The 22,842-nt window shown below is 62.3% G+C and carries 21 protein-coding genes; 14 read left to right on the top strand and 7 right to left on the bottom strand.

The window, feature by feature from the left end:
* Positions 1-96: 96 nt before the first annotated feature.
* Positions 97-450: a hypothetical protein gene (locus ACVWZ4_RS22145; protein WP_456738778.1), complete on the top strand. Its 354-nt coding sequence runs from the start codon at positions 97-99 to the stop codon at positions 448-450.
* 429 nt (positions 451-879) lie between these two features.
* On the opposite strand, the gene ACVWZ4_RS22140 is transcribed toward ACVWZ4_RS22145, so the two are convergent.
* Positions 880-1,152, bottom strand: a complete 273-nt coding sequence (locus ACVWZ4_RS22140) for a hypothetical protein (RefSeq protein ID WP_456742324.1) — start codon at positions 1,150-1,152, stop codon at positions 880-882.
* Between ACVWZ4_RS22140 and ACVWZ4_RS22135 the strand changes: the two genes are divergently transcribed.
* Complete coding sequence (locus ACVWZ4_RS22135; protein WP_456741192.1) at positions 1,097-2,011, top strand: catalase; 915 nt, start codon at positions 1,097-1,099, stop codon at positions 2,009-2,011. The two genes, ACVWZ4_RS22140 and ACVWZ4_RS22135, sit on opposite strands and share 56 nt — an antisense overlap.
* Positions 2,012-2,019: 8 nt before the next feature.
* Here the strand turns inward: ACVWZ4_RS22135 and ACVWZ4_RS22130 are convergent, their stop codons facing one another.
* Complete coding sequence (locus ACVWZ4_RS22130; RefSeq protein WP_456741191.1) at positions 2,020-2,949, bottom strand: helix-turn-helix domain-containing protein; 930 nt, start codon at positions 2,947-2,949, stop codon at positions 2,020-2,022.
* Between the two features lie 452 nt (positions 2,950-3,401).
* Between ACVWZ4_RS22130 and ACVWZ4_RS22125 the strand changes: the two genes are divergently transcribed.
* The 12 genes from ACVWZ4_RS22125 to ACVWZ4_RS22070 all read left to right on the top strand — a co-directional run bounded on the left by ACVWZ4_RS22125 (position 3,402) and on the right by ACVWZ4_RS22070 (position 18,032).
* Positions 3,402-4,355, top strand: a complete 954-nt coding sequence (locus ACVWZ4_RS22125) for a helix-turn-helix transcriptional regulator (RefSeq protein ID WP_456741190.1) — start codon at positions 3,402-3,404, stop codon at positions 4,353-4,355.
* Between the two features lie 50 nt (positions 4,356-4,405).
* A complete protein-coding gene (locus tag ACVWZ4_RS22120) occupies positions 4,406-5,356 on the top strand; it encodes a helix-turn-helix domain-containing protein (RefSeq protein ID WP_456741189.1) in 951 nt (316 codons plus the stop codon).
* A gap of 529 nt (positions 5,357-5,885) precedes the next feature.
* Positions 5,886-7,091 (top strand): NAD(P)/FAD-dependent oxidoreductase, encoded by a 1,206-nt coding sequence (locus ACVWZ4_RS22115; RefSeq protein ID WP_456704888.1) that lies wholly within the window; start codon positions 5,886-5,888, stop codon positions 7,089-7,091.
* A 70-nt stretch (positions 7,092-7,161) separates the two neighbouring features.
* Positions 7,162-7,956 carry an acetoacetate decarboxylase gene (locus tag ACVWZ4_RS22110; protein ID WP_456741188.1) on the top strand — a complete coding sequence of 265 codons (795 nt, stop codon included), beginning with the start codon at positions 7,162-7,164 and terminating at the stop codon, positions 7,954-7,956.
* A 32-nt stretch (positions 7,957-7,988) separates the two neighbouring features.
* Entirely contained in the window at positions 7,989-9,164 is a 1,176-nt protein-coding gene (locus ACVWZ4_RS22105; protein WP_456763325.1) for a patatin-like phospholipase family protein, read from the top strand.
* A 34-nt stretch (positions 9,165-9,198) separates the two neighbouring features.
* The gene (locus tag ACVWZ4_RS22100; protein ID WP_456741186.1) at positions 9,199-10,347 is read left to right on the top strand and encodes an HlyD family secretion protein; all 1,149 of its coding nucleotides are present in this window, start codon (positions 9,199-9,201) and stop codon (positions 10,345-10,347) included.
* Positions 10,348-10,382: 35 nt separating this feature from the next.
* On the top strand, positions 10,383-11,990 hold the full coding sequence (locus ACVWZ4_RS22095; RefSeq protein ID WP_456741185.1) for an MDR family MFS transporter: 1,608 nt from the start codon (positions 10,383-10,385) through the stop codon (positions 11,988-11,990).
* A 25-nt stretch (positions 11,991-12,015) separates the two neighbouring features.
* A complete protein-coding gene (locus ACVWZ4_RS22090) occupies positions 12,016-12,798 on the top strand; it encodes a 3-hydroxybutyrate dehydrogenase (protein ID WP_456735909.1) in 783 nt (260 codons plus the stop codon).
* A gap of 55 nt (positions 12,799-12,853) precedes the next feature.
* On the top strand, positions 12,854-13,564 hold the full coding sequence (locus tag ACVWZ4_RS22085; RefSeq protein ID WP_456742252.1) for an SDR family NAD(P)-dependent oxidoreductase: 711 nt from the start codon (positions 12,854-12,856) through the stop codon (positions 13,562-13,564).
* Positions 13,565-14,080: 516 nt separating this feature from the next.
* Positions 14,081-15,739 carry a sugar ABC transporter substrate-binding protein gene (locus tag ACVWZ4_RS22080; RefSeq protein ID WP_456705345.1) on the top strand — a complete coding sequence of 553 codons (1,659 nt, stop codon included), beginning with the start codon at positions 14,081-14,083 and terminating at the stop codon, positions 15,737-15,739.
* A gap of 240 nt (positions 15,740-15,979) precedes the next feature.
* Positions 15,980-17,098 carry a carbohydrate ABC transporter permease gene (locus ACVWZ4_RS22075; protein ID WP_456741184.1) on the top strand — a complete coding sequence of 373 codons (1,119 nt, stop codon included), beginning with the start codon at positions 15,980-15,982 and terminating at the stop codon, positions 17,096-17,098.
* Positions 17,099-17,171: 73 nt separating this feature from the next.
* Positions 17,172-18,032 (top strand): carbohydrate ABC transporter permease, encoded by an 861-nt coding sequence (locus tag ACVWZ4_RS22070; protein WP_456705346.1) that lies wholly within the window; start codon positions 17,172-17,174, stop codon positions 18,030-18,032.
* 199 nt (positions 18,033-18,231) lie between these two features.
* Here ACVWZ4_RS22070 and ACVWZ4_RS22065 read toward each other — a convergent pair whose 3' ends face one another.
* The 5 genes from ACVWZ4_RS22065 to ACVWZ4_RS22045 form a co-directional block, all read right to left on the bottom strand.
* A complete protein-coding gene (locus ACVWZ4_RS22065; protein WP_456741183.1) occupies positions 18,232-18,450 on the bottom strand; it encodes a hypothetical protein in 219 nt (72 codons plus the stop codon).
* Positions 18,451-18,578: 128 nt separating this feature from the next.
* On the bottom strand, positions 18,579-20,096 hold the full coding sequence (gene adh, locus ACVWZ4_RS22060; RefSeq protein ID WP_456741182.1) for an aldehyde dehydrogenase: 1,518 nt from the start codon (positions 20,094-20,096) through the stop codon (positions 18,579-18,581).
* Positions 20,097-20,272: 176 nt separating this feature from the next.
* Complete coding sequence (locus ACVWZ4_RS22055; protein WP_456704896.1) at positions 20,273-21,241, bottom strand: GAF domain-containing protein; 969 nt, start codon at positions 21,239-21,241, stop codon at positions 20,273-20,275.
* Between the two features lie 240 nt (positions 21,242-21,481).
* Positions 21,482-21,934, bottom strand: coding sequence for a DUF6455 family protein (locus ACVWZ4_RS22050; RefSeq protein WP_456741181.1), 453 nt, complete (start codon positions 21,932-21,934; stop codon positions 21,482-21,484).
* Between the two features lie 112 nt (positions 21,935-22,046).
* The gene (locus ACVWZ4_RS22045) at positions 22,047-22,835 is read right to left on the bottom strand and encodes a DUF2189 domain-containing protein (RefSeq protein WP_456741180.1); all 789 of its coding nucleotides are present in this window, start codon (positions 22,833-22,835) and stop codon (positions 22,047-22,049) included.
* Between the last annotated feature and the right edge of the window lie 7 nt (positions 22,836-22,842).

The following is a 22,842-nucleotide window of genomic DNA, read 5'->3' as shown; positions in this document are numbered from 1 at the left end:
GTGCAACCCCGGCAAACCTCGGGCTTAATCGGGCCAACGTCGAATCGTGCTCACGAATGGTGGGTGAGAAAACGAAGACATCTGGCGGAGGATCGGATGCGGCGGCTCGCGGAGGTAGCTCTACTGGCGATCGTCTCCACGTTGACCGGCACGGCGCTCGCTTTCGACAACGGGCAATACGACAACGTTGCGCCTGACATCCGCGCGTGGTTCAAGGCCGTGACGGCGCCGAATGGCGTGCCCTGCTGCGACATCGCCGACGGACATCGCACCGATTATGATTTTCGTGCCGGCGCTTATTGGGTTCCAATCGAAGGGCAGTGGATGGCAGTACCCGAGCGGGCCGTGATCCGCGATCGCGGCAATCCGATCGGTCAGGCCGTGGTGTGGTACGTGCATCACCGCGGCAACATCATCATCAGCTGTTTTGTGCCGGCAGATGCGGTGTGAATTCACCGCGCGCCTTGACCCTCTCGGTGACACGACGGGTATGAAAGCTTAAGGGCCGGCCAGCTCACCCCGTTTGCTCGACGCCCTATCAGCGACGTCTTGTTCGGTGAGAAGATTTGCCTCCGTGAAAGCCTAGGCATCGGCAAGAATCGCGAAAGATATCGATCTGGCAAGTCGAGCGGATGCCGGGGGCAGCACCTACCATCTGGCGATCAAGCGCAAACTCTCCGTCCCTCTCATCTGACCGCAATCACTCTGCAATGGGATCAATCCCTCTGGGGCAGCGCCGCGCCCGCTGACTACCATCCATGTGTCGACGCCAATCAACGAGCGGGGAGACAAGTGATGGTTTGGAACATTCTGGTCAGCCAATCTGCGACACTCGCGTCGCGGCCTAGAGTCCTCAGAACAACCTTCATGTGCGCCCTTTCAGCGGCGGTTCGCTTTGCTTCGACAATCGAGGCAGGACAGAAGATCACGGCGCCGCCGGTCAATGCGCACAATCCCACGGCCTCGATCACGACCGGGGACAGCGTTCCGCTCTTTTGCAGGAACTTGCGGCGGAAGCGCTCCCAGCCGACCGTCTTTCTGCACCAGAAAAATTGCCGCGCATGGCCACTGTAGCAAGTCGATCGGATAAATCGCCATGATCCGGTCCCAAGCCGTCAAGCATGCGTCGATCGTCGGCGCGATGAGAGCCATCACCGGGACCTCCTCGGCACGCGCGTGCTTTGCCGCGGGACTCTGCGTCCGGGGAACCTACATCCCCTCGGATCGAGCCGACGAGGTCACCAGATCCCGGAGCTTCACAAGGCCATCACGCGTGCTTGCGCGCTTCTCTGTTGACGGCAAGCTCAACCGATCGGAGGGCGGCAATCTCGTCCTGCGCGGCTTCAGCTTCAGACTCGGAGACGCTGATCATTGCTCGCAAATTCTTACGCAAAGCGCCCCGGTTCATTATGCGAGGACGCTCGACCAGATGCTGGCGTTCCTCGAAGTGCGGACGCCGCGAGCGAGCGGGAGGCCGGATCCGGCGAAAATCAAGGCATTCTCCGCTGCCAATCCCGAAACGCGGCACCAGGCGGACTACATCGCCGCCCATCCGCTGCCCCCGAGCTTCGCCGACACGACCTACTGGGCGGTCCACGCTTTCCCGGCGATCAATGTGCGCGGCGAGAGGCAGTTGATCAAATTCAAGGTTGCTCCTGTCGGCGGCGGCACTGCGCGGCCTGAACGTGAGGGCAACCCGATGTCGACGGACGCCCTCGAGGCCGATCTCCAAAAACGGATCGCGACGAGCGATATCCGGTTCAGCCTGATGGCACTGCTCGGGCGGCCCGATGACCCTGCGCTCGACGTCACGATCCGATGGCCCGATGAGGACAGCCGCGAAGCCGTGCGGCTCGGAACGATCGTTGTCACTGCACTTGAAGCGAACGAGACGTGCGACGCGACTGTATTCGACCCGGCAAACCTGGCCGAGGGCATCGGCCATCCGCCGGACGAGATCTTTGCAGCTCGCCGCGCGGCCTACGCAATCCCCCTGGCTCGGCGCCGTTGATCAGCCGATCACGCCTCGCCGTCCCGCATCCCAAGCGCTTCCCGGCGCCATGCCGCCGGGCTCACGCCGACCTGCGCCGAGAACACCTTTGTAAAATGGCTCTGGTTGGCGAACCCGGCCGATATCGCAATCTCGGAGAGTGGCAGGTCGCGCACGCTCATCAATTGCTTGGCCGCCTTCACGCGCTGGCGCAGCAGCCATTGGTGCGGCGGTAGCCCGGTGGAGATACGAAATGCCCGCGAGAAATGGCTGACCGACAGACCAAGTTCGGCCGCGACCTGTTGCAGTGAAAACTGTCCGCCGAGATCGGAGTCGAGCCTCTCGCAGGATCGCTTCACCTGCCATGGGGCAAGGCCGCCGCGGGCCAATTCGGTGGTGCGCTGCCATCCGCCATAGGTCTGGGCAATATGCGCAGTGAACGCGAGCATCATATGATCGATAAAGAGCTGATTGGCCTCGGCTGGCCGGCGCAGCGCTTCCATCATCGAGGCGCCGATATGGCGCATGATCTCGTCCTCGTGGCCGACGCCGAACTGACAGGCGAGATCGCCGATGCGGGGCGCCCGGGATTCGCGGGCGAACCCATCAAGTGCCGAACGCGGAAGATAGAAATGCAGGGAGTGGAACGGCTTGTCGATGATAAATCCCGGATCGCTCCTGAGGTCGTACAGATATGTCGTACCGGCTTTGACATCGACCTTCGCGAAACACTTGCCGCGGTCCCAGAGCTCGCAATCCGGGTAGTTGTGAAGCTTCAAGCTGACGAAATAGGCCTCATCGGCCACCGAGCCGGAACGGCCTGGCACGGGGTTATCATTCCGGGTTTCGGTGACCGCGAGTTCGATCCCCCGCCGTGAACGCGTGATCAAGGAAGGCGGCGCATCCCTCAGATGCATCTGCTGCCTGACCCTCTGTCCGAAGGTGCTTGCGTACGCCATTGATCGACCCGTTCGTGGAGTTTCGACCGGCAGCTTGTCCTTGTTTCGCCGCCGGAATTTGACACGCAGTATCCGGTATTCGAGTGCGGTCGTCTAGGTCGACGGCGGCCTGCATCGCGACTGCAAGGACCGGCTGTCTCAACTGTCACAAGGCGATTTTCGGAAGCGATTTCATTGATATTCGCGCTTGGTCGCGGCTCTTGGCCGTTCGTCGATCTGGCAACACGTCTGCCGCAGCTGATCACGAAATCTCGAACATGGGCGCATTGAGCAGAATCGGGAAAGCCAGCGCCGATTTGGGAAAGACCCCGTCGTTGTCCGAGCTTAGAACACGCGCCCACCGGCCACGGCGTCTGGCGCATCAGTACGGCCCACAAGAAGCGATGGCTTCACGCCGTTCCGCGATCACGCCTGGCGGCGCAAGTGTGACGCCCCTGAAGCGAGCACCTCCAATGAGCGAACCGATCTCCCACGATTCTGCGCTTGAAAATCCAGTGACCGTTTCCGAGCGGAGCCGGGACCAACCGGCGACTGCGGGGCGGCGTACCGCCGATGCAGAGATGGCGCGCGTGCTCCACACCACACCGTTTCGCATGGCGTTGGACGCCTCCGGCGCGGGGATCGCCCACTGGAAACATGAGCCACTGCACGACATCGTAGAGCCCATGAGCCACCACGTTATCATGGCTTATAATGGCACGACGCAGCACATGGAGCGGCGGTCAGGAAGGTCGGTTGCGACGGGCACGTTTCGTCGCGGGGTCGTGATCCTCATTCCCGAGGGATCAAGCTCCCGATGGGATATTCCGAAGCCCGTCGACGTCGTTCAACTCTATCTGCCGCACGCAACGCTGAAGCGCGTTGCCGACGAAGCGGTAACCGGCACACTGACCGATCTCCTGGAGCGGACGGCGCACCCGGATCCCATTACTTCCCGATTGCTCCTGAGCACGGTGACCGCCCTGGAGAACAATGGCGCCCTGGATAATCTGTTCAGACATCAGCTCATAGACCTCTTGGCCATGCGCCTCCTGGCTGCGCACACCGGCTCGCCAACGACATTCCAGCCGATCGTCGGCGGGCTTGCGCCGAAGGTCCTGGGCCGCGCCATCGAACGCTTGCGCTCGGACAGCGACACGGACGTCTCGCTCGACGCCCTCGCCTCCGATGCCGGCCTGTCGCGCTCCCATTTTTGTCGCGCGTTCAAGGAGAGCACTGGGCTTTCACCTCACGGTTGGCTGCGCCAACACCGGCTCCAGCAGGCCATGAACATGCTTCGCGACACCGACGTATCGATCGCCATGGTGGCAGCAGAGCTTGGCTATGCTTCGCAAACGGCTTTCGCCGCAGCGTTCAGGCGATTGAGCGGCGAATCGCCCAGCGATTGGCGGCGGAAGATGCGCTAGCAACAATCGCTTTGGACAGCGAAGTGCCTTCCGGCTGCGAGGACAGCTCCATGAACAAACCGGTCACGCACGATCCTTTGGGAGCTCTGCTTGCGGAACCAATCGCGCGCCCAGGCACCTCGCCGGCCGTCGACAGACGGCCTGCGGATGCGGAGATGGCCCGCATCCTCAAGACCACCCCGCTCCAGATTGCCTCGGACCCATCCAATGGCGGCATCGCACATTGGAAGCACGGGGCTCTGCACGACGTTGTCGAGCCCATGACCGACCATGTCATCATGGCTTACCCCACAGGCGTTCAGCGCCTGGAGCGACGCACCGGGAAATCGGTCGCGGTTGGAACGGCGCGCTCCGGAGTTATGACCATCATTCCCGCGGGCTCAAGCGCGAGATGGGATATTCCCGGACCCGTCGATGTCGTCCAACTGTATCTTCCGCATACGACGCTTGAACGCATTGCCCGCGAAGCCGAGGCGCCAGCTCCCGGAGATCTTCTAGAGCGCACCGGGCATCCCGACCTCGTCACATCCGGTTTGCTGATGAGTGCGGCCGATGCCTTGGAGGGCAATGCCGTGCTGGACGCCCTGTTCAGGCAGCGACTGACTGATCTCCTTGCGACGCGCATCCTGGCTGAGCACTCGGGCGTACCAACCGTCTTCGCACCGATCTCGGGCGGACTGGCACCCCATGCTCTGCGACGCGCGATCGAACGATTGCGTTCGGACAGCGACGCTGACGTCTCTCTGGCGGCACTGGCTTCGGATGCCAATCTGTCACGTTTCCATTTTTGTCGCGCCTTCAAGGAAAGCACCGGTCTTTCGCCTCATGCCTGGCTACGCCAGCAGCGGCTCGAGCGTGCCATGAACCTGCTCAAGGAGTCAGATGCGCCTATCGACTCGGTGGCAAAGGAGCTCGGTTACGCGTCCCAAACCGCGTTCACCGCGGCATTCAGGAAGCTGACGGGCGATACTCCGAGCGATTGGCGCAGGCGCATGCGCTGACAGCAATCTCTCTGCAACCGCATCAATCGCTCTGGCGCAGCAAAAGCAGCAATCCGGTAGACGTACGGCATCGAACACCGATAACGGATGGAGACGAACAATGGCTTGGAAGCACTGTGTCGCCCTCCTTGCGAGCGTCCCGCCACGGAGGGTCATCGCGACAGCGATGGTCTACGGACTGTCACTCAGCGTCCGCTTCACATCGGCAACGGGCGAGGAAGTGGACATTTCGCCAGGTGCTACGGCGTCGGTCGTGAGCAGAGACGAAGCCCTCACCTTCCACGACGGCTGGCCGCTGCGTACCAATGAGCCGATCGCGCTTCAGCTCGGCCGGCCCATGGCGTCGCGAGACTGTCACGCAGCCTGCGAGCGCTCGACGACCCCAACACCGGACTGCGGCGCTCCGTAAGCACCCGGCAAATCTTCGCTTTACATCTACGCGCCATCGCTGATCGCGGCAAGCTCTCCCTTATCCGGGAGCGGCGGTGGTGACGCGCGTGTCCGAGACCAAACCAGAGGAGTAGATCAAATGCGACTTGTCATCATTGGCGCCGGCTTCGCCGGCATGTATGCCGCGCTCTCCGCAGCCCGCCTACGCGACATCAGGGGCACCACGCCCAAGGAGCTCGAGATCGCGCTGGTTGCGCCCGAGCCGACCCTGGTGGTCCGTCCGCGGCTCTATGAAGCCAAACCCGAAACCCTGACCGCACCTCTTGCGGCGGTTCTCAACGCCATCGACGTCATCTACGTACAAGGCAGCGCCGAGACGATTGACACCAAGTCGCGCGCGGTAGGTATCGTCACTGCGGAGGGCGCTAAGAAGCAGCTCTGCTACGATCGGCTGGTCGTCGCGACTGGCAGCCGGCTGTTCCGCCCGAATGTTCCCGGCCTTTCCGAACACGGCTTCAGCGTCGACCAGCTCGACGATGCGATCGAGCTCGACAAGCATCTGCATAGCCTCGCCGACCGGCCCGCCGTGAATGGACGCGACACGGTCGTCGTCGCCGGCGGCGGCTTCACCGGCATCGAGGCGGCGACCGAAATGCCGGCGCGGCTTCGTGCGATCCTCGGCAAGGATGCAAAGCCACGCGTCGTGATAGTCGATCGCAGCAAGGCGATCGCTCCCGACATGGGCTCAGATTCCCGCCCCGTCATCGAGAACGCACTGAAGAAGCTCGGCATCGAGACCCGGATCGGTGCCGGCGTCGAATCGCTCGACGGATCCGGCGTCTTGCTCTCCACCGGCGAACGCATCGAGACCGAGACGGTGATATGGGCCGCCGGCATGCGCGCCGCTCCGTTGACCGCACAGATCCCGGCCGAGCGCGACAAGCTGGGCCGGCTGCTGGTGGACCGCGACTTGCGCGTGCCAGGCGTCGCGGGGGTATTTGCTACCGGCGATGCCGCTCGCGCCGCGTGCGATGATGCCGGCAACTACGCGCTGATGTCCTGCCAGCACGCGCTGCGCATGGGTGCTTTTGCCGGCAACAACGCCGCCGCCGAGCTTCTGGGCCTGCCGACCAAACCCTATCACCAAGTCGAATACGCCACCTGCCTCGATCTCGGAGAGGCGGGCGCGATCTTCACGCTCGGCTGGGAGCGGAAACTGAAACTGGTCGGAGACGAGGCGAAGAAGACCAAGCAGCAGATCAACACGGTGTGGATCTACCCGCCACGCGCCGAGCGCGCCGCGGCGCTGGCATCAGCCGATCCGGAGCACGTCGGCGAGCTGTAGGAAACCATCGGGCCGCGCTTCTCTCGAAGGGCGCGGCCCGATCAAAAGCGTTCAACCAGGATCTGATCCGATGAAACAGGACACCGTGCGTACAACGGCATTCGCGATGCCGCTCACCAATCCGGCCTTCCCTCCGGGTCCCTACCGCTTCGTCAATCGCGAATACTTCATCATTCAGTACCGTACCGATCCCGAAGCGCTCCGCCGGATCGTGCCGGAGCCGCTGGAGGTAACCGACTCTGTGGTGAACTACGAATTCATCCGCATGCCGGACTCGACCGGTTTCGGCGACTACACCGAAAGCGGACAGGTCATCCCGGTGTCGTATCGAGGCCAGGCCGGTAGCTTTACCCATCAGATGTTCCTCAATGACCATCCGCCGATCGCGGGAGGTCGCGAGCTGTGGGGCTTTCCCAAGAAGCTCGCCCAACCGAAACTCGCGGTTGAGATCGATACGCTCGTCGGCACTCTGCACTATGGCTCGGTCCGCATCGCGACCGGCACGATGGGCTACAAGCACCGTGCCCTCGACACTGTTGCTGAAGCCAACAAGCTCGCCGCACCCAACTTCCTGCTCAAGATCATCCCACATGTCGACGGCACGCCGCGCATCTGCGAGCTGGTGCGATATCACCTCGAAGACATCGCGGTGAAAGGTGCTTGGACGGGACCAGCCGCACTGGACTTGTATTCGCATGCACTTGCTCCCGTCGCCGAGTTGCCGGTTCTTCAAGTGTTGTCAGCCAAGCACCTCGTCGCCGATGTCACGCTCGGGATGGGTACCGTGGTCCACGACTACCTGTCACCAGGCCGGGGCGCACGGCGGCGCGAATCCGAAATCTTGATCGAAGCAAACGCGGGCTGACCGGATCAGCCGCGATATCGGGAGTTTGCAACATGTTGAATGTGATGCGTGAGCAGACGAGTGCCGCGGCAGAGCCCTCGAGGCCTTTGCCCTACGATGTCGTCGCATTGGTCTTGCAAGGCGGCGGAGCGCTGGGAGCGTATCAGGCTGGAGTCTATGAGGGCCTGCACGAGGCCGGCATCCGGCCGAACTGGATCGCCGGCATTTCGATCGGAGCACTCAATGCTGCCATTATCGCGGGCTCGCCAGAAGCTGAGCGGGTGGAGCGCCTGCGCGAGTTCTGGGAGACCATCTGTGCCTGTCCGACGGGATGGCCGGCCGGCGAAGGGTTGGGCGATGCGTTGCCGTTCGCATTCGACATGCGCTCGCTGAATAACGCCTTTGCCGCGATGCGGGCGCTATTTCACGGACAGCCCGGCTTCTTCAAGCCGCGCTTTCCCTCGCCGTTCTGGTCGCCCTTCTCGGGTGAAGCAGCGACGAGCTTCTACGACACAGCTCCGTTGAGCCGGACGCTGGAACGGCTCGTCGATTTTGATCGCTTGAACGCGGGCGAGGTTCGGGTCAGCGTCGGCGCGGTCAACGTACGGAGCGGTAATCTCACCTATTTTGACACCGCCGAGCGCCGCCTGGGACCGAAGCATTTCATGGCATCCGGTGCCTTGCCGCCGGCATTTCCCGCAGTCGAGATCGAAGGCGAGCACTACTGGGATGGCGGCGTGGCGTGGAACACGCCCCTTTCTCGCGTGCTCTCTAGCGAACCGGCCGAGACGCTGACGTTCCAGGTTGATCTCTGGTCCGCACAGGGTCGTGTGCCGCACGACATGATGGAGGTGTCGAGCCGCCAGAAGGACATTCAATATTCGAGCCGAACGCGCGCCATTACAAATCAGGCCCTGCGGATGCAGGAGATGCGCCGGGCATTGCAACAAGCGATCAAGAAACTGCCGGAGAGCGCGCAGCGGGACCCGGAAATGCGGGGCATCGCCGATTTGGCTCGCCACAGCTCCCACAACATCATTCACCTGATCTACCAGTCCAAGACCTACGAGGGCCACTCGAAGGATTACGAGTTCGGGCTGAACGCGATGCGAGCGCATTGGCAAAGCGGCCTGGAGGACATCCGCCGCACGCTGGCCGAACCGCGTCGCCTGGATCTGCCGCCTCCCGAGCTCGGCATCATCACGCATGACGTCCATCGCCACGATTGAAGATTTAACCGCCCCCGTAGTTTGGGAGAACGCCATGACGACCCTTCCTTACGCTCCCGAAGACAAGGTCAAAATCCGCCTTGCTCCGTCGCGTCAGGCGATCCGGCGCGCGGCGCTCGCGTTCGCCGCGGCGCTGGGTGTCGCCGGAGCTACGGCCTACGGCCACTACTACCTCGCGGCCGGACGCTACCTTGAAACGACGGACGACGCTTATGTCAAAGCCGATTCCACGATCATCGCGCCGAAAATTTCCGGCTACGTCGCCGAAGTCCTGGTGACCGACAATGAACCCGTGAAAGCCGGCCAGTTGCTGGCTCGCATTGACGACCGCGACCTCAGGACGGCGCTGAACCAGGCCAAGGCCGACGTTGCAGCCTCTGAAGCTACGGTGAAGAACATCGACGCGCAGATCGAATTGCAGGAACCGCTGATTCAACAGCAGGCGGCCGAGGTGGATGCCACCGAAGCCAGTCTGAAATTCGCGCAGCAGGAGCGCGCCCGTTATGACGAGCTGATGAAATCGGGCTCCGGAACGATACAACGTGCTCAGCAGACCGACGCGGCGCTGCGCTCGCAGACCGCCCAGCTGCAGCAAGGCAAAGCGGGATTGCTCGCAGCCAACAAGAAGATCGGGATACTCGCGACCCAGCGCGCGCAGGCTGTCGCGCAACTCGACCGCGCGCGCGCGGTGGAACACCAGAGCGCTCTGAATCTCTCCTACACGCAAATCACGGCGCCCGTGGACGGCACGGTCGGCGCGCGGACGCTGCGGATCGGCCAGTATGTACAGGCCGGAACGCAGCTTATGGCCGTGGTCCCGCTCGACGCGGTTTATGTGGTCGCGAACTTCAAGGAGACCCAGCTTACTCACGTGCGCAACGGTCAGCCGGTCGAACTGCGTGTCGACGGCTTCCATTCGACCAGGCTGAAAGGTCATGTGGACAGCCTGTCGCCAGCGAGCGGCCTGGAGTTTGCCCTGCTGCCGCCCGACAACGCCACCGGCAATTTCACGAAGATCGTGCAGCGTGTTCCGGTGAAGATCGTCCTCGATGACCAGAGCCTGAACGGCCTCTTGCGTCCGGGCATGTCGGCGGAGCCGACCGTCAATACCAAGTCGGCTGTCGTCGCGGAACGCGACGCAGAGAAGCGGTTCGCCTGGCGCGGCGGCAAACCCCGCGGCTGACGAAACCAACCTCCTTCACACGTGAGCAGACTGCGATGACGACACTGCGAACCACGATCGATGCCGCGTCCACTGAGGGTCAGTCACCAGCTACCGCTCCCGCCGTCTCCGCAAAAACCTGGCTCGCGGTGACCGGAGCCACGCTGGGCGCGTTCATGGCGGTCCTCAATATCCAGATCGTCAATGCCTCCCTTGCCAATATTCAGGGTGGGATCGGTGCGGGCATCGATGACGGCGGATGGATCTCGACCTCCTATCTGATCGCCGAGATCGTGGTGATCCCCTTGAGCGGCTGGCTTGCCCAGGTGTTCTCGGTTCGCCTCTATCTGCTCAGCAATGCCTTCCTGTTCCTGGTGTTTTCAGCGGCGTGTGCGCTCGCCCAGAACCTGCCGCAGATGATCGTGCTCCGCGCCGTCCAGGGCTTTACCGGCGGCGTGCTGATTCCCATGGCGTTCACCCTCATCATCACGCTGCTGCCAAAGTCGAAGCGGCCGATCGGGCTGGCGATGTTCGCGATTTCAGCGACATTTGCGCCCGCGATCGGTCCGACCATCGGGGGCTACCTCACCGAGAATTTCGGTTGGGAGTACGTTTTCTACGTCAACATCGTCCCGGGCGCGGTCATGATCGCCATGCTCTACACATCGCTGGAAGCGACGCCCATGCGGCTGCGCCTCTTGCGCGACGGCGATTGGGCCGGCATCGCCACGATGGCGCTCGGGCTGGCCGCGCTTCAGACCGTGCTGGAGGAGGGCAACAAGGACGACTGGTTCGGATCGCCCTTCATCATTCGCTTGGCCATCATTGCCGGAGTCGCGCTGACCCTCTTCCTCGCCGTCGAACTCACCGGAAAGAAGCCGCTGCTCAATCTGCGCATTCTGTTCCGTCGCAATTTCGGCTTCGGCGTGCTCGCGAATTTCTTGCTCGGCGTATCACTGTATGGCTCGGTCTATGTCCTGCCGGTCTACCTATCGCGCATCCAGGGCTACAATTCCGAGCAGATCGGCATGGTGTTGGCATGGACCGGTCTGCCGCAACTCCTGCTGATCCCGCTCGTACCCCGCCTCATGCAGCGACTCGATCCGCGCCTCGTGATCGGCATCGGCTTTGTGCTCTTTGGGGGGTCCAACTTCTTCAACATCTACATGACCAGTGACTATGCGGCCGACCAGCTGTTCTGGCCAAACGTCATCCGGGCATTTGGTCAAGCCCTCGTCTTTGCGCCGCTGTCGGCGGTCGCCACCGCCGGAATCGAGCCCGAGAATGCCGGGTCTGCGTCCGCCTTGTTCAACATGATGCGCAACCTTGGAGGTGCGATCGGCATCGCCGCTCTTCAGACGCTGCTGACCAAGCGCGAGCAGTACCACTCCAACATCCTGATGCAATCGGTATCGATGTTCGAGCAGGCGACCCGCACCCGACTTGATCAACTCACGCAATATTTCATGAGTCACGGCGTGATCGACCGCGTCGATGCAGCTCATCACGCCTATGTCGCGATTGGCAAGATCATCCAGAAGCAGGCCTTCATCCTCGGCTTCAGCGACACCTTCTATCTACTCGGCGTCTCCCAAATCGTCGCGCTTCTGGCGGCGGTGATGCTCAAGAAGCCCGATCGCCTCGATGCCGGCGGTGCCCACTAGTCTTCCTCAACCGAAAGGGACTCACATGTTGAAGAATAAGGTAGCTGTCGTGACCGGATCAACCAGCGGCATTGGGCTGGGTATCGCCAGGGAATTGGCCAGACTCCGGGCAAACCTCGTATTGAACGGCTTCGGCGAGCCGGGCGAGATCGAATCCATCCGCAGCGGGATCGAACGCGAGCACGGCGTGCGCGTCGTTTACGACGGCGCCGATATGTCGAAGGAGCACGCCGTGCGCGGAATGATCGCCAGAACGATCGAGACATTCGGGCGCCTCGACATCCTCGTCAACAACGCCGGTATACAGTTCACCGCGCCCATCGAGGAGTTTCCCGCCGCCAAGTGGAATGCAATTCTCGACATCAACCTGTCCGCCGCATTTCACGGGATTGCCGCGGCGGTGCCCCAGATGAAAAAGCAGCGATGGGGACGGATCGTCAACATCGCGTCGACGCACGGCCTGGTCGCGTCGACGCACAAGGCGGCCTATGTCGCAGCCAAGCACGGGTTGGTCGGTCTGACCAAGGTGGTCGGTCTGGAGACGGCGGGCAGCGGCGTCACTTGCAATACAGTCTGTCCAGGGTGGGTACGAACGCCCTTGGTCGAAAAGCAGATCAGCGACATCGCCGCTCAAAAGCACATAAGCCAGAAGGAGGCAGCCGACGAGATCTTGGCTGAAAAGCAGCCATCCCTCGACTTTGTCTCGCCCTCGCAGCTTGGCGGCACCGTCGCCTTCCTCTGTTCGCCTGCGGCAGACCAGATCACGGGCACGGCAATCTCGGTGGACGGCGGTTGGACCGCGCAGTAGCGAAACAAACACGGCGGGCGCCCCCGCCGATTCAATCCAGAACATGGAGGCCATCATGGGTGCAAGTCAGAAAGTCGCAATCATCACCGGCGCGTCGCAGGGTATCGGTGAGGCCCTCGTCAGGGCTTATCGCGATCGCAATTTTTGCGTCATCGCAAATTCGCGCTCGATCAGGCCCTCGACTGATCCTAATATCTCGACGGTTGCCGGCGACATCACCGATTCAGCCACTGCGGACCGCATCATGTCGCAGGCGATCGAGCGCTTCGGCCGCGTGGATACCCTCATCAACAATGCCGGCATCTTCATCGGCAAGCCATTCACCGAATATACGTCCAAAGATTATGCCAGCATGGTGGCGATCAATCTCAATGGCTTTTTCCATATCACTCAACGCGCTGTCGCGGAAATGCTCAAGCGGAAATCCGGGCATATCGTGCAGATCACGAGCAGTCTGGACGAGAACGCTGACAGCCGCGTACCGTCCGTGCTAGCAGCCTTGACGAAGGGCGGCTTGAACGCGGCAACGAAATCGCTCGCAGTCGAATATGCAAGCCGAGGAATCCGCGTCAACGCGGTGGCGCCGGGCGCCACCAAAACGCCCATGCATGCGCCGGAAATGTATGAATTCCTGGCTGGGCTGCATCCGATCGGACGGATGGGCGAAGTGAACGAAATTGTCGACGCGGTGATGTACCTGGAAGGAGCATGCTTCACCACCGGCGAGATCCTACACGTCGACGGCGGACAGAGCGCTGGAATTTAGGAGCGGATATCGCGCCCCCAAATCATGGGTTGGCGTGGCTGACCTTCCGAAGCATCTTAGCCGATCGGGCAATGGCACGCGCTTGACATCATCGCGCTGGCGGCCACCATCGCACCCGGGCGTCGTCAGGTCGCCCGGGCGCCCATCGCGACGACGGGCCTGCGGTGGCAGGTCACCGCATGGAGAGATCCTTCGACGAACCGGTTGGGCCCAGCGGCGTCTTGGAAACGCTTGCGCAATGGGCAACACGTTGCCATCGCGGACCTCGCGCCATACGAATTTCCCTACTGCAACGCAGGAACGACTGCATCGTTCGCATTGCGTGTCGTCGACCGCGTCCGCTTTGCGCGGATTCGTTGACATTGATCGGTGCCGTTGCATACTTGACGCGGCTTCCAGCACCATCGCCGCGACATGAACTTCGGCGAGCCTCACTTGTCGGTGGTGCGTAGGCGGCCCAATCTGACCTGACCAGCACTTTAACATAAGCAGCGTCAAAAAAGGGAGGATTTCGTGGTGAAGCAGCAAGAGCATGATCAACATCCCGCAACGCACCCGACCCGGCGAACGGTGCTCAAGAGCGCGGCCGGAGCCGCCGCACTTGGCACAACCGGCGCGCTCGGCACGTTCTCCGAGCTTGCATTCGCCCAGGCCAATCTGCGCGCGGAGATCACCAAGATTCCTGGCGTCGGCAAGGGTGCGCCCACCGACGCCGACTGGCAAAAGGTCGGCGAGCTCTGCCTCGGCCCGACCAAGGCAAGCATCAAGGAGGGTGAGTTCAAGGGCGTCGAACTCTCCTTCATGGGACTGAATAATCAGAACTTGCACAATCTGCTGTTCCGCGGCTTCCTGAAGCCATGGGAGGCCTATACGGGCGCGAAAATCTCCTGGATCGATTTGGCGCAGGCCGACTACAACCCACGCCTGCAACAGGCGATCGCAACTGGTACCGTCGATTTCGACATCCTCGAGATGGGTGCGCCCTTCGAGGGCGACGTCTGCGGCAAGGGTCTCGCCTCAGAAATGCCGGACTGGGTCAAGAAGCAAATCGATATCGATGACTACGTCGCTTACCTGAAGCCGCCGGTCGGCACCTGGAACGGCAAGACCTATCGCGTCACGATCGATGGCGATTGCCATAACTTCAACTATCGCACCGACGTATTCTCGGACGCCGCGCTCGCCAAGGCCTGGAAGGATGCCGGCAACGCAAGCGAATGGGGAGTGCCGAAAACCTGGCAGCAGGTGCAGGCGGTCACGAAGTTCCTCAAGGGCCAGAAGTTCAAGGGCCAGAGCGTCTATGGCTATCTGGACGCGCCAAAGCCCTGGGGTGGGTTCGGCTTCTATTTTCTCGGCAGCCGCGCGACTGCCTACGCCAAACATCCCGACGACAAGGCATGGCTGTTCGACATCGACACGATGAAGCCGCGCATCAACAATCCGGCCTGGGTGCGCGCCATCCAGGACGTGATCGATGCGTTGCCCTCCGAGCCGGCCGACCAGCTCAATGCCGATCCGAACACCACCGGCTTCCAGCAATTTTTGGCCGGCATCGGCTCGATGATCCCCTGGTGGGGTGACATCGGCCAGGTGGCGAAGGCGAGCGACACGTCCGTCATTGGCGATACCGTCGGTTTCGACATCTTGCCGGGGTCGGACGACGTCTACAATTCCAAGACCGGCCAATGGGACAAGCTTCCGAGCGGGCCGAACAATGCACCGAACTGCGCCTATCTCGGCTGGGGCATCTATGTGATGGCGCGGGTCAATGGCGACGAGAAGAAGCACAAGGCGGCCTGGAGCGCGGCCGCGCATCTCGGCGGCAAGGATCTATCGCTCTGGACGGTGATGTATCCATCGGGCTTCCAGGTCCACCGGACCAGCCACTCTCACATCGATGAATGGGTGGCGGCAGGTTACGACAGGAAGTACATCACGTCCTATCTGAACTCGCAGTTCAACTCGTACAACCATCCCAATCGGGCGGTCGAGCCGCGCATCCCCGGCATCTTCCAGTACTACAGCGTCGCCGAGGACGAGCTGACGAAGATCTTCTCCGGCAAGCTCGACGCGCAGACCGGCGCCAACAACATCGCCGCCGCCTGGGAGAAGCTGACCGACCAACTCGGCCGCGAGCGGCAGATCGGACTCTACAAGGCCTCTTTCGGCGTATAGGGTGGATGATCTCGCTGCAGACCTCGAAGCCAGACGCGCCCCCCTCCCCCACGTGCGGGGGAGGGGCAGGGAGAGGATGCGTCCGCATTGGGAGTCCCGGAGTGGAGAGTGCCCTCACCCGCGCCTTAGGCAGAGCCGTGGCTTTGCTTTCGGCATTTCGCGAGAGGACGGTCGCCGAAGGCGGCCTATGCTCTCCCGCACGCGGGAAAGCTGAAGCGCGGCCCGGCGAGATCGAATTCGATGCAAAGTTCCGTTGACATAGCCGACGCCGTCGCCCCGAAAGCAGCGATCAAGCGCGCAGTGCGCGGGCGCGCCACGGTCGGCCGCATCTTGATCGGTCTCGCCTCGCTCGTGTTCCTGGTCGTGCTGGTCGTTCAGGTCCTGCATGCAGCCGGCGCGATCGACGCCGGCTTCTCGACCTGGCGCCCGATCCTGATCGTCTACCTGCTCTGGGCGATCGCGTTCGGGACCGCGCAGGTGCTCATTCGCGGCGAGCGCGGCCAGCGCGCGCTGTTCCTGCTGCCGGCCGTGTTCTTCACCGTCGCCGTGGTGATCTTTCCGACCATCTTCGGGCTCTACATCGCCTCGCTCGACTGGAACCTGTCCTCGATCGAGGGCCCGCACTTTAGTGGGCTCGACAACGTAAGGGCCATGCTGAGTGACACCTACTACTGGAATGCGCTCGGCAATATGGTGTTCTACTCCGTCGCAGTGCTCGGCGAGTATGCGATCGCGTTCGCGCTCGCGCTGCTGCTCAGCGCCGAGATCCGCGCGCGGAAATTCTTTCGTGTTGTATTCCTGCTGCCGATGATGCTGAGCCCGGTCGCCGTGAGCTGGATGATCGGCAAGTCGCTCCTGGAATATCGCTTCGGTCCGGCGGCGACGCTGGCGCGCTATCTCGGATGGGACAACCCGGCCTTCTTGGCCTCCCCCTGGATGGCACGTTTCACGATCCAGGCAATGGACGCCTGGGTATCCATTCCCTTCATCATGATCATCCTGCTCGCGGGCCTCCAGGCCATGCCCAAGGAGGTGCAGGAGGCCGCCAAGGTCGACGGCGCGAACGGCTGGCAGTCGTTCTGGCACGTGACGTTTCCGATCATGCTGCCGGTCAGCATCACCGTGCTCATCATCCGCATCATTTTCAAGCTGAAACTTGCCGACATCGTCATCAACGTCACCGCCGGCGGTCCTGGCGGCGCGACCGACACCGTGTCGAGCTTCATCTACCGCGTCTACCGCGACCGCTCGAACGTCGGATACGGCACCGCTCTCGCGATGGTCTATCTGCTTCTGATCATCGTGCTGCTGACGCTGGTGCTGCGCTTGTCCAAACGCTGGACGCAGCGGGTTACTTGAGGGAGTTGCTCACGTGGCTGTCACGACCGCGATATCCGCCCGCAGGCACCCCGTCGCACCGCGCGCCAAGCGAATGGCGAGCCGCGCGCTGATCTACGCCGCGCTGCTGTTCTGGACATTCATTTGCCTGTTTCCGATCTATTGGACTGTCACGACCTCCTTCAAGTCGGCGGTCGACGTGACGCAGGCGCACCTGATCCCGTGGGTGGACTTCAATCCGGACTGGAAGGGCTGGCGCTCGCTCGGGCTGTCGCCGGATACGCTGTTCGAAACCTCCACCGCCCGCTCCGAGTTCGTCAACCGCTTCATCAACAGCATCATCACCTCCGTCGGCGCGTCGGTCCTGGCACTGATCCTCGGATCGCTGGCGGCGTATGGCTTGAGCCGCTTCCGCTACAAATTCGCCTGGATGCGCAACGACGATATCCTGTTCTTCTTCATGTCGCAGCTCATCCTTCCGCCGGTGGTGCTCGCCCTGCCCTTCCTCGTGCTCTACAAGGCGCTCGCGCTACTCGACACCACCTTCGGCCTGATCCTGCTCTATACGCTGACAGTGCTGCCGATCGTCATCTGGATCATGCGGGACCAGTTCAATGCCATACCGGTCGAGCTCGACGAGGCGGCTTTCGTCGATGGTCTGTCGACCTGGGGCGCGTTTCTGCGCATCATCCTGCCCTTGGCTTTTCCTGGTATGGCGGCGGCTTTTATTCTCTCGCTGGTGCTGTGCTGGAACGAGTATTTCTTCGCCGCGCTGCTGACCAGCACGGATGCCAAGACCCTGCCCGTGATGGTTGCGAGCCAAACCGGCTCGCAAGGCATCAACTGGTGGTCGATGGCGGCACTATCGACGGCCGCAATCGCGCCCCTCGTCCTGATCGGCATCTTCCTGGAGCGCTACATCGTCAGCGGGCTGACGACCGGCGCGGGCAAATAGGCGAGTAGCGACTGCTTGCACCGGCACAGGCGCGCCTGCCGCGCTACATGATCTCTTTAACTTCTCGTCTGACTGCTGTTCCCGCAGGGAGGGCCGCGCGCAGCGTATCGGCAGTCGAAAGCTGCGGAATCGCGAGGATCTGCGAAAGTTCGACGCCTGCGTTCCCTTTCCGGCGCCAGGAGGTCCCAATAGTCTTCCCTCAGCGCGAGTTTTGGATCGCGGCGCGCGAAATCGCCGTCTCAAGCAATTTGGGGGCATCGTCCGCGTCTCCCCCCGCAAGTCGCGCCCACTTGCCGGGTTCGTGATCCCCGTAGTGAAGGATGAAGTGTTCGATCTTCTTCCAGGTGATCGCGTGCAGATCGGTGTACGTCTGCACTTGTTGGTAGCGTTCAGTGAGGCGCGCCGACGGCACCGGCAATCGAGGGCCTTGAAGACTCGTCCCGCTCCTCACCATTCATTTCCAGCGGAAATAGACACAAAGCAGCGTTTGAAACAGCCGCCCGTCAGCGTGCGCGCGGACAGTTGGGTCCGCGCGCGATACGGCCTCTAGAAGAAACCGAGCTTCTTCGGGCTGTAGCTGACCAGCAGATTCTTGGTCTGCTGATAGTGGTCGAGCATCATCTTGTGGGTCTCGCGACCGATACCCGACTGCTTGTAGCCGCCGAAGGCGGCATGGGCGGGATAGGCATGATAGCAGTTGGTCCAGACCCGGCCGGCCTGGATCGCTCGGCCGAAGCGATAGCAGCGATTGGCGTCGCGGCTCCAGACGCCGGCGCCGAGGCCGTATAGCGTGTCGTTGGCGATCGCGAGCGCCTCCTCGTCGGTCCTGAAGGTGGTGACGGAGACCACGGGGCCGAAAATCTCCTCCTGGAAGATCCGCATCTTGTTGTTGCCGTGGAACACGGTCGGCTGGACGTAGAAGCCGCCAGAGAGATCGCCGCCGAGATCGGCCCGCGCGCCGCCGGTCAGGAGTTGCGCGCCCTCCTTCTTGCCAATGTCGATATAGGACAGGATCTTCTCCAACTGCTCGCCGGAGGCCTGAGCACCGATCATGGTCCCGGCGTTGCGCGGGTCGCCCTGGGTGATGGCCCGGACACGCTTCAAGGCCTTCTCCATGAAACGCTCATAGATCGACTCCTGCACCAGCGCCCGGCTCGGACAGGTGCAGACCTCGCCCTGGTTCAGCGCGAACATGACGAAGCCCTCGATCGCCTTGTCGAGGAAGTCATCGTTCTCAGCCGCCACGTCCTTGAAGAAGATGTTCGGCGACTTCCCGCCGAGCTCGAGCGTAACCGGGATCAGGTTCTGGCTGGCATACTGCATGATCAGCCGGCCGGTGGAGGTTTCGCCGGTGAAGGCGATCTTGGAGATGCGCGGACTCGACGCGAGCGGCTTGCCGGCCTCGAGCCCGAAGCCGTTGACAATGTTGAGCACACCGGGCGGCAGCAGGTCGCCGATCAGCTCGATCCAGACCATGATCGAGGCCGGAGTCTGCTCCGCAGGCTTCAGTACGACGCAGTTGCCTGCCGCGAGCGCCGGCGCCATCTTCCAGCACGCCATCAGCAACGGGAAGTTCCAGGGAATGATCTGACCGACGACGCCCAACGGCTCATGGAAATGATAAGCGACGGTGTCGTTGTCGATTTCGGCAAGGCTACCCTCCTGGCCGCGCACGACGCCGGCGAAATAGCGGAAATGGTCGATCGCCAGCGGCAGGTCGGCGGCGCGGGTCTCGCGGATGGGCTTGCCGTTGTCCCAGGTCTCGGCGATCGCCAACAGCTCGAGATTTTCTTCCATCCGGTCCGCGATGCGGTTGAGAATGAGAGCGCGTTCGACCACGCTGGTGCGGCCCCAGGCCTCCTTGGCGGCATGGGCTGCGTCGAGCGCAGCTTCGACGTCCGGCGCTTCCGAGCGCGCGATCTTGCAGACCACCTGCCCCGTCACCGGCGAGGCGTTGTCGAAATACTTGCCCGACCTGGGCGCGACCCATTTGCCGCCGATGAAATTGTCATAACGTTCGGTAAACGGATTTTGCGATGCCGTGAGGAATTCCGGCTTGTTCATGATTCACTCCCGCTGTTGCATTGCTTGATTACCGGCCTCGCGTCAGCGCGATGCCGAGATCGAACATGTCGGGTGAAAGCGAAAATGTCAGCCGGCCGGTCTCGGATCGCACCTGCAACCTGTCTCAAAGGTGCGACATCCGACGCTGCGCGGGTGCTCGAATGCCTGTAAGGAATTCAAGCGAGCGGCTTAAGGTCGAAGCGCTTGAGCTTGCGATGCAAGGTGGCGCGGCTAACCCCAAGCGCCCTCGCCGCTGCCGAGACATTGCCTCCCGCGCGCGTCAGCGCCCGTTGCAAGGTCGCGCGTTGCGCGTCGCCGAGCCGCTCATGGATCCCTTCCTCGCAGCAGAGCAGATCCGCGGCCGGGACCGGCCGCAACTGACGATCGGGCGGGATGCCAAACACCAAGCGAGCGTCGCGCGTGGCCCCGACCACGAGGTCGTCCCGGTCGATCGCCAGCAACCCGCTGCCGCGGATATCAATCGGCGGCGTCAGCACGATCCGAGCATCTGCAAAAGCGTACCGGAACAGCTCGGTCTCGATCCGCCGCGCCGCTTCACCGAGCGCGAGCGTGATCAGATTCGCGATCGTGTCGGTGTGATCGGCGCGGCAGGAGGAAACATCGAGAACGCCTGCCAGCCTTGCGTGGCCGTCGTAGATCGGAACAGCCGTACAACTGAGCAGCGTGTTGCGCGAGAAGAAATGCTGATCGCGGTGGATCGTCAACGCGCGCTGCTCGGCCAGACAGGTGCCGATGCCGTTGGTTCCTTCGTACTCCTCGCTCCAGAGCGAGCCGGTCCACAGGCCCCAACGCTCGAACGTGGGGTCGTCGGCTGGAGCTCCACGTCGATCGACGGGGACGCCCTCGCGGCTGGCCAACAGCACACAGCATCCGATAGCGCCCACGGCGTGATACAGTCGGTTCATTGCGAACCGCGCGGCACCGATCAATAACTCATTTCGTTCGATCGCTTGCCGCACCTCGGGTTCCGTCAGCCGTAGCGGCGGTCGGACACCGGACGGATCGAGACAGTGCAATCGGGAAGAACGGCACCAGGACGCGACCACGGCGGATCTCGCTGCTTGGCCCGAGCCGATCGCAGCTTCGACCCGATCGGCGTGATGGTGCTCGCTAATCGCTCCCATGTGATCCTCCGTCTCCGTCCGCGGCCTACCATTTCTTCGTCGGAGATTCTTGGCACGCAAAACGGCATGGGTTTCGGGCATCGTCGCCCAGCCTTCGGCAGTCCTTGAAATGACCGCTCACAACAGCGAGCGAGTTGCGGACAGAGCTCGCGCTTGCCGTCCCGGCATCGCCCGGACTCCGTAGGCCATCGCCTCGCAGGAGGCGGATAAGCCCGCCGAGCGCCTTCTCGGCCAAGACAATCAGCAGCAGCCGGGCCCCCGAAGCAGGTCAATTGTTTCTGGCCTTGAAGGCTTCTTTCTGAGCGCATCGATTGTGTAACTGTTCGCGCAATATTCCGGATAGTGCAGAGCCGCCGTCCCGGCCTGCATCTCACGGTTGCACCGGAACTTCGTCGAGCAAAGTGAGCATACCAACGTAAGGTCGCGCAGCACACCCGGCTCCTTGTCGGCAATCGATCCCTCGTCAATTCCGAGCGCCTCGAGCAGCTGCGGCAATTCTTTGGCACCCTGCCTGCTATGAGCAATGAGAGTTTCGAGCTCGGCGCGCGGGATGCGAAGATCACGCGCAATCGACTCGACTTCCGACGTACCGAGTGCACGGATGTCGGCAGAACGGAGCAACTGGCCGAGCCAGTCCGCGACTCTCCCGATCAACCTGCTGGCGATCGATGCCGACCCGATGGCTGTTGTCATGGCGACCTCCCGAAGATTTTGAACAGATGCAATATTCTGCTGAAGAGCGGCGCCTTGCATTGCGCCAGGTCAAACTCGGCAGCAATTCGCCACGGCCGGCTGCTCGCCGGCGTCAAGCCGCGCCAGTGTCCACCGGCACGACAATGCGACGGTAAAGATGCCAAGTGGTGTGGCCGAGCACCGGGAGTGTCACCATCAGGCCGAGAAAATACGGAATCGCCGAGACTGCTAACAGCACGACAATAACCGCGGCCCATCCCAACATCGGTCCAGGACTGGCCGCAACCGCACGTACGCTGGTGATCATTGCAGTAACGAAATCGACATCGCGGTCGAGCAGCAACGGGAACGATACGACCGTAAGCGAAAAAAGCATCAGCGATAGGGCTGCACCAACGGCGTTGCCGACGGCCAGGAACAAGAGCCCTTCGTTGGTCGTGAGCACAATCGTCATGAACTCATGCAAGCTGGAAAACGAGGCATTGAGCCCAATCAGCAGCGCCATCAGCAGCCGCACCTGGTACATCCACACAACAAAGATGAAAAGCGTGACGAAAGCCATCCAACCGATCTCGCCCCGCGACTTCACACTGGACCATATCGCCGCAACCGAAACCGTCAGCCCGTTCTCGCGTCGACGGCTCACGTCATAGAGCCCGGTGGCGACGAACGGACCAATCATCGCAAACCCGGCGGCGAGCGGATAGGCAAGGTAGACGAGGCCGAGCCTCAGCAGGCAGAGCATGATGGCGATGCCCCCCGCAGCATAGAGCGCGCCGAAGACCACCCCGTAGAGCGGCACCGCCTGAAAATCGCGCAAGCCCTCACTCAAGGCTTCGACAATATCGGCAACCGCGATACGCCGCACCACGGGATCAGTCTTGCCGGATACCGACTTCATCGACCTT

The organism is Bradyrhizobium sp. USDA 4472 (assembly GCF_054058595.1).
This window is presented reverse-complemented; position numbering and strand designations above follow the sequence as displayed.

Excerpts from the sequence above, each read along its gene's own strand:
- ACVWZ4_RS22140 (WP_456742324.1), bottom strand. The coding sequence starts at position 1,152 with ATGGCTCTCATCGCGCCGACGATCGACGCATGCTTGACGGCTTGGGAC.
- ACVWZ4_RS22100 (WP_456741186.1), top strand. The coding sequence starts at position 9,199 with ATGACGACCCTTCCTTACGCTCCCGAAGACAAGGTCAAAATCCGCCTT.
- ACVWZ4_RS22095 (WP_456741185.1), top strand. The coding sequence starts at position 10,383 with ATGACGACACTGCGAACCACGATCGATGCCGCGTCCACTGAGGGTCAG.
- ACVWZ4_RS22125 (WP_456741190.1), top strand. The coding sequence starts at position 3,402 with ATGAGCGAACCGATCTCCCACGATTCTGCGCTTGAAAATCCAGTGACC.
- ACVWZ4_RS22070 (WP_456705346.1), top strand. The coding sequence starts at position 17,172 with ATGGCGAGCCGCGCGCTGATCTACGCCGCGCTGCTGTTCTGGACATTC.
- adh (WP_456741182.1), bottom strand. The coding sequence starts at position 20,096 with ATGAACAAGCCGGAATTCCTCACGGCATCGCAAAATCCGTTTACCGAA.
- ACVWZ4_RS22090 (WP_456735909.1), top strand. The coding sequence starts at position 12,016 with ATGTTGAAGAATAAGGTAGCTGTCGTGACCGGATCAACCAGCGGCATT.
- ACVWZ4_RS22135 (WP_456741192.1), top strand. The coding sequence starts at position 1,097 with ATGATCCGGTCCCAAGCCGTCAAGCATGCGTCGATCGTCGGCGCGATG.
- ACVWZ4_RS22075 (WP_456741184.1), top strand. The coding sequence starts at position 15,980 with ATGCAAAGTTCCGTTGACATAGCCGACGCCGTCGCCCCGAAAGCAGCG.
- ACVWZ4_RS22110 (WP_456741188.1), top strand. The coding sequence starts at position 7,162 with ATGAAACAGGACACCGTGCGTACAACGGCATTCGCGATGCCGCTCACC.
- ACVWZ4_RS22050 (WP_456741181.1), bottom strand. The coding sequence starts at position 21,934 with ATGACAACAGCCATCGGGTCGGCATCGATCGCCAGCAGGTTGATCGGG.
- ACVWZ4_RS22055 (WP_456704896.1), bottom strand. The coding sequence starts at position 21,241 with ATGGGAGCGATTAGCGAGCACCATCACGCCGATCGGGTCGAAGCTGCG.
- ACVWZ4_RS22120 (WP_456741189.1), top strand. The coding sequence starts at position 4,406 with ATGAACAAACCGGTCACGCACGATCCTTTGGGAGCTCTGCTTGCGGAA.
- ACVWZ4_RS22085 (WP_456742252.1), top strand. The coding sequence starts at position 12,854 with ATGGGTGCAAGTCAGAAAGTCGCAATCATCACCGGCGCGTCGCAGGGT.
- ACVWZ4_RS22045 (WP_456741180.1), bottom strand. The coding sequence starts at position 22,835 with ATGAAGTCGGTATCCGGCAAGACTGATCCCGTGGTGCGGCGTATCGCG.
- ACVWZ4_RS22130 (WP_456741191.1), bottom strand. The coding sequence starts at position 2,949 with ATGGCGTACGCAAGCACCTTCGGACAGAGGGTCAGGCAGCAGATGCAT.
- ACVWZ4_RS22115 (WP_456704888.1), top strand. The coding sequence starts at position 5,886 with ATGCGACTTGTCATCATTGGCGCCGGCTTCGCCGGCATGTATGCCGCG.
- ACVWZ4_RS22105 (WP_456763325.1), top strand. The coding sequence starts at position 7,989 with ATGTTGAATGTGATGCGTGAGCAGACGAGTGCCGCGGCAGAGCCCTCG.
- ACVWZ4_RS22145 (WP_456738778.1), top strand. The coding sequence starts at position 97 with ATGCGGCGGCTCGCGGAGGTAGCTCTACTGGCGATCGTCTCCACGTTG.